This is a genomic window from Photobacterium sp. OFAV2-7 (genome assembly GCF_022347985.1).
Classification (GTDB): Bacteria; Pseudomonadota; Gammaproteobacteria; order Enterobacterales; family Vibrionaceae; genus Photobacterium.
This window is the reverse complement of sequence record NZ_JAKRFQ010000352.1, coordinates 1-4,919: the sequence shown is the minus strand read 5'-3', so window position 1 is coordinate 4,919 and position 4,919 is coordinate 1. Positions and strand designations below refer to the sequence as shown.

Sequence of the window (4,919 nt, the reverse complement as noted above, 5' to 3'; positions counted from 1 at the left end):
AAAATCAGGTGCTCATTGCGATGCTCCACCTGTTAGAAGGGGAGCGACATCTGGCGGGGGAGACCTTGGGAAGAACAATGTTACCGATGGCTGATGCGTTAATTCCTGTCAGCGAACAATTGATCAAGGAACTCAATCATGGTTGATCCTGTCGCCCCGCTACAATCATCATTTGTGTTACCGCAACAAAGTGTTTCCAGTGTGAATTTGGAGCAATTGTTCACCCAACAGCTTGAGCAAAGCACCCAGCCGATGGGTGATGCAATGGTTGAGGGAATTCAGACAATTCGCAACGATTTGGACGTTCAGGCTGAGCAGATCCAGAGCCGCCTGAACGACAACCCGGAAATGTCTCTGCATGATTTGATTCAGGTCCAGATGGACTTGTCGCGTCTGGTTTTGGTTGAGGAAACGCTGGCCCGCTCCGTTAGCAAATCGAGTCAGAACATAGATACCCTGTTAAAGAGCCAATAGTTATGTCAGCTGTTTCTTTTCTTGCTCCTCGATGGCTCCGATGGTTGTTGATCGCATTGGTTGTCTGCCTTTTACAGGGGTGCAAAGACAACCTGTATTCCAACCTTTCCGAACAGGATGCCAACCAGATGTTGGCGCTGCTGCTTAACCATGGCGTCGATGCCGAAAAGCAGGGAGCCAGCAGCGATACTATTAGCCTGAAAGTCGAGAAGACGCAGTTTGCCTATGCGGTTGAGCTGCTAAAGCAAAATGGTTATCCGCGCGAGCGGTTCTCCACGGTAGAAGACTTGTTTCCGCAAGATGGGTTGGTGGCAACACCCACCCAGGAAAAAGCGCGTTTTGTTTATGCGCTGTCGCAGGCACTGGCTGAAACTCTCAACCAGATTGATGGGGTGATCAGTGCCAGAGTGCATTTGGTGGTACCGGAAACCGTCAGGGGAGCAACGCTGAAGCCTTCATCGGCGGCCGTGTTCATCAAACATGCGCAGAACACAGATGTCGGTCAGTTGATCCCGCAGATCAAAAGCCTGATCCAGAACAGTATCGAAGGGCTTAAGTACGATGATGTTCAGGTTGTAATGGTTGCCTCGCAGGTCTCGGCGCAGCTGTTAGCACCAGTAGTTGCAGAAAATCTGCAGCCGACGCCAATGGTGCTATACGGTTTGATCGGGTTGCTTGGCACCATGATGCTGGTACTCATTGGCGTTATGATTTGGCAAAGAAGGCAGCAAAAGCGACGCGATCTGGAGGTGCTTGAGCGTGTTACTCAGAGCCAGTGATACAGAGCAGCAGTTGGTAGTGAAGCATTGTTTATGTTTGCATCAAGTGATTCACCCTACTCAAATAGCAGCAGCACTTGCTGAACTCGGATTAACGAAAGCAGAACTGCCTGATAGTGAAGGCTCTGAGTCGGTTAATGCGGGCTTAAATAACAGCCAGTGGTGGACAGAGGAGCTATCAGCGCCTCAGCAAGCCTGGCTCAATCAGGGGCTGCTTGAGCACTTTGGTTTGATCCCGCTGTTGTCCGAACTGGCTCCGCTGCAGTATTGGGCGCTATTACCGTGGCAGGTACTTGAAGAGGTGCTGACTCTCTGGAGTGCCTGGTTTCACCTTGATGCGATTACCAGGATTATCTGTCGAAATGATCTGCAAGTAATCAGAGATAATCTGGGCAATGATTACGACTGGCTGATGGCGCATGGGCGGCTGCATCCTGCCAATCCACACCCTACAGAGTTATCGAGCCACTCTCATTCCTCGTTCTCCTGGCTCTCCAATCTTGCCAGGCGATCTCGTTCAAAATCTGCCAGGGATTTAGGTTCAAGCACAGCTCCAAATTCAATTACAGCATTGAATTGGCAGCAGGAAAAAGCGCGAACACGAAATTTGATAGTGGGAAAGCTAACTCAAGACTGGCCTGAAAGCTGGCGGTGGCTGTTGCAACTGAAGCTCCCGGTTTGTTCGGAAAAGGAATCTATACCTCCATCTGCATTTTCATCATTGTCGATAAACATGGCAACCCTGAAAGTTCTCTCTCTTAGCTTAATGGTTTGTCTGCAAAGGAAATCCCCTGAATGGTACGAGTGGTTAAAACGGTTTCAGTCCTGATGTCGGCAGGAGTGGGAAATAAAATCATAACGGCATCGGAGCTTGAGCAGCACCAACAGGCAGAAGAAATACTGGCGTCTGCACATACGCAAGCAGAGGCGATTATTGCCGAAGCGCAGTCAAAGGCTGAGGAAATGCTCGAGCTGGCAAAAAAGGAAGCCGAGGCCAGACAAACCATCGTCGTTCTTGATATCGAGCAGCAACTGCGAGAATGCTGGAAAGAGACTTTGTCGGCATTGGAATCCGAGCTGGCCGGCATAGTCAAAGAGGCTTTGATGACGATGACCAGTCAATCCCCAGAAGCCGATCAAGTCAGATCATTGGTCAACCTCGCTTTGAAGGAAATGCAAGACAACCAGAATGTGATAGTACGGGTGCCTACTGAGCACATCAGCGTAATTGCCCATGATTTTCCCGATATTCAGTGCGAAGGGGCTGACCATTTACACAATGCGTGTGAAGTTGAAATTGGTGACCAACTGTTGGTGGCATCGATGGCACATCTTATCGAACAGCTTGAGACCCGGCTTTCAACGGCATCGCAATAGATGATAACAACAAGAAGAGGTAACTATGAACAAAGAAGCATGGCAAAAAGCGTTGACCGAAGTGACGGGAAGTCCTTTGGGGTTTGATGAAAATGATGTGGCATCAATCAATCATCCTTCGCTCTCGCTTACAGTCAATTTCTATTATCGCCCTGATGGCGTCGTGCTCTACAGCCAGGTAGGGATTGTGAGTCACGATCAACAGTTGCGTGAATTACTGGCTGCCAATTGTATGTGGCAGCAGACAAACGGGGCGACCTTATCCGTATTCGAGGGCAATCAGGTATTGCTTGCTTATCTGTTCACCGTCGAGCAAGCACTGCACTGGGCACACCTGTATAACCAGTTTCTACAGGCCGCAGCGTTCTGGGCTGAAAAACTGATTTCACCAGATGAGACGGCTCCTGATGAGGCTTCACCTGATGAGACTGTATCTGCATTCGCTGATCTGACACCATCGACAATCGCCAGCGCGAGTTTCGTTTGATAAGGAGTTTCCATGGTTAATTTCAATGCATCAGCAGTTGTACAGACGCGAGCGCTCGATCAGACGCAACATGTTCAGCAGCAATCGACATCATCAACTCCCGGAGCTATCCCACCACCCGCAACACCATCAACGATACCGAGCCATAACATTACTCAGCCTGCCGACCGGGTGAGCCAATTGTTCTCTGCATCACAGCTCGCGCAGTTCCACCAACTCCCAGAATCCTCGCGCCATTTATTACTCGAAACGCCTTTTCTCAAGCAGCAGCAAGAACCGCTGAGCAAACAAGCCTTTCATCAGGTGATGGCAGCAGCCGGTCAGCTAGAAACATACAAAGGTTCAGACGAGCGACTTCAGTTAACAGCCAATGCACTGTTGGGGAAAACCTATACAGCGGGTGATCAGACGGTTGTAGCCAAAGCACTGGATCACCTCAGCACTCGTGCCTTGCCGACAGAGGCAAAAGCCAATCTTGTCAAGGCGCAACAGGCGGTAAAGAATCTGGCAACCCAGACGGACGCGAAAAGTCACAGCCAGGCCTATGAGGCGTTAAGAGATCTTGCAGCATCAATGCCGAAAAGTGATCCGCAGACGCTTTCTGTTCGCCAGCTTGCCGAGCAAGTAAGAAGTGGCGGAATGGAACAACTGAGAAATGAGTTTAAGCACAGCCTGCAACACCAGTTCCACCATCTGACCAAAGGAGGCACAGAGCGTGCCGTGTCCTTAAAATTTGATATTGGGCCTGCGCTGGGGTTGTTTAACCTCAAGGCGGCATCTGCGACCGTCGGGTTTGGGTATGACGTTAAGGTTACTGGTAACGACGATACCCGGATCCGGGCGTCGCACAAAGGAAGCTTGAGTGTCAATCTGGAAGCTGGAGGCGGTGAAACCCCTGTCAAAGTTGCGCTGAGCGGCAGTCTGGGGCTGGGCAAGACACAGGCATTTGCCAACCTGGACAGTTTCATTGATTACCATGCCAACGACATGCTGGTTATGTTGGCTGGGGAAGGAGCCGGTAAGCTAAAGCATAATTTCAAGGGCATGATCCAGGCGCGCAGGGCGGATGCCCAGATGCGTAATGTGGTTAGCCACAACCAGCAACTGACGAAGCAGTTAATTCAGCAAAACATATTGGGGCAGGGCGATAAGATTCAGGTCAAACCCCGTCAGTCAGCGACGCCGATCACAGCGGTAGGTATGAGTGTCGACGGCAGCGCCTCACTGGAGGCCGGCATTCACGCGTTAGCCAAACTAAAAGGGGCGCTACAGGGTTCTGTTGTTCATACCACCTTTACCAAGCATGCCAACTTGCTTGATACCTTGATGACCGAGCCCAATCGCATTGAGAGTCGGCCCGGTAAGTTCTTCTCGGTATCGGTTCCCTTGAAAGATACGGCTGTGATGGATTTGTCTGATTTTCTCGGTGATCGTCAGACTAAACAAGGCGCGGAGGGAAGGCAGTGGATTCAGGAGACAGAAAATGAGCTGAAGAGACTGTCGACAAAACTAAGCGAGGAGCCGTTCGGCCAGGATCATGACGGGGAGATGTATCAGGACAAACTAGCGGCCAAGCGCAGTGAACTGAAGGATGTCATTGTTGCTCTTAAGCTGGAATATGATTCATACCTTAATGTGGTAAATAGCTATGATGCAGCTCGAAGTGGCGGGGAAAGTGGCGCGATAAAACGCGATCTTGGCCATATTAAGCATGCATTTGAAGGAAGCCGGGGAGCAGAAGGGCGTGGTGAGTATTTAAGGGCGGTAATGTGTACTCATGCCAAGCTGAATCAGGCTTATAT

At 50.4% G+C, this 4,919-nt stretch carries 6 protein-coding genes; all 6 read left to right on the top strand.

The window, feature by feature from the left end:
• Positions 1-138 precede the first annotated feature (138 nt).
• Positions 139-474 carry a type III secretion system inner rod subunit SctI gene (sctI, locus tag MHN01_RS16530; protein WP_239412347.1) on the top strand — a complete coding sequence of 112 codons (336 nt, stop codon included), beginning with the start codon at positions 139-141 and terminating at the stop codon, positions 472-474.
• Positions 475-476: 2 nt separating this feature from the next.
• Entirely contained in the window at positions 477-1,253 is a 777-nt protein-coding gene (gene sctJ, locus MHN01_RS16525) for a type III secretion system inner membrane ring lipoprotein SctJ (protein WP_239412346.1), read from the top strand.
• On the top strand, positions 1,228-2,082 hold the full coding sequence (locus MHN01_RS16520; protein WP_239412345.1) for a hypothetical protein: 855 nt from the start codon (positions 1,228-1,230) through the stop codon (positions 2,080-2,082). The genes sctJ and MHN01_RS16520 overlap by 26 nt, the downstream gene beginning before the upstream one ends.
• Positions 2,049-2,630, top strand: coding sequence for an HrpE/YscL family type III secretion apparatus protein (locus MHN01_RS16515; protein WP_239412344.1), 582 nt, complete (start codon positions 2,049-2,051; stop codon positions 2,628-2,630). The genes MHN01_RS16520 and MHN01_RS16515 overlap by 34 nt, the downstream gene beginning before the upstream one ends.
• Before the next feature lie 25 nt (positions 2,631-2,655).
• On the top strand, positions 2,656-3,117 hold the full coding sequence (locus MHN01_RS16510; protein WP_239412343.1) for a type III secretion system chaperone: 462 nt from the start codon (positions 2,656-2,658) through the stop codon (positions 3,115-3,117).
• A 12-nt stretch (positions 3,118-3,129) separates the two neighbouring features.
• Positions 3,130-4,919 (top strand): hypothetical protein (locus MHN01_RS16505; RefSeq protein WP_239412342.1); only part of this gene is annotated, 1,790 nt, incomplete at its 3' end.

Bases quoted from the DNA above. Each gene is read 5' to 3' on its own strand.
- sctI (WP_239412347.1), top strand. From the start codon at position 139: ATGGTTGATCCTGTCGCCCCGCTACAATCATCATTTGTGTTACCGCAA.
- sctJ (WP_239412346.1), top strand. From the start codon at position 477: ATGTCAGCTGTTTCTTTTCTTGCTCCTCGATGGCTCCGATGGTTGTTG.
- MHN01_RS16515 (WP_239412344.1), top strand. From the start codon at position 2,049: ATGGTACGAGTGGTTAAAACGGTTTCAGTCCTGATGTCGGCAGGAGTG.
- MHN01_RS16510 (WP_239412343.1), top strand. From the start codon at position 2,656: ATGAACAAAGAAGCATGGCAAAAAGCGTTGACCGAAGTGACGGGAAGT.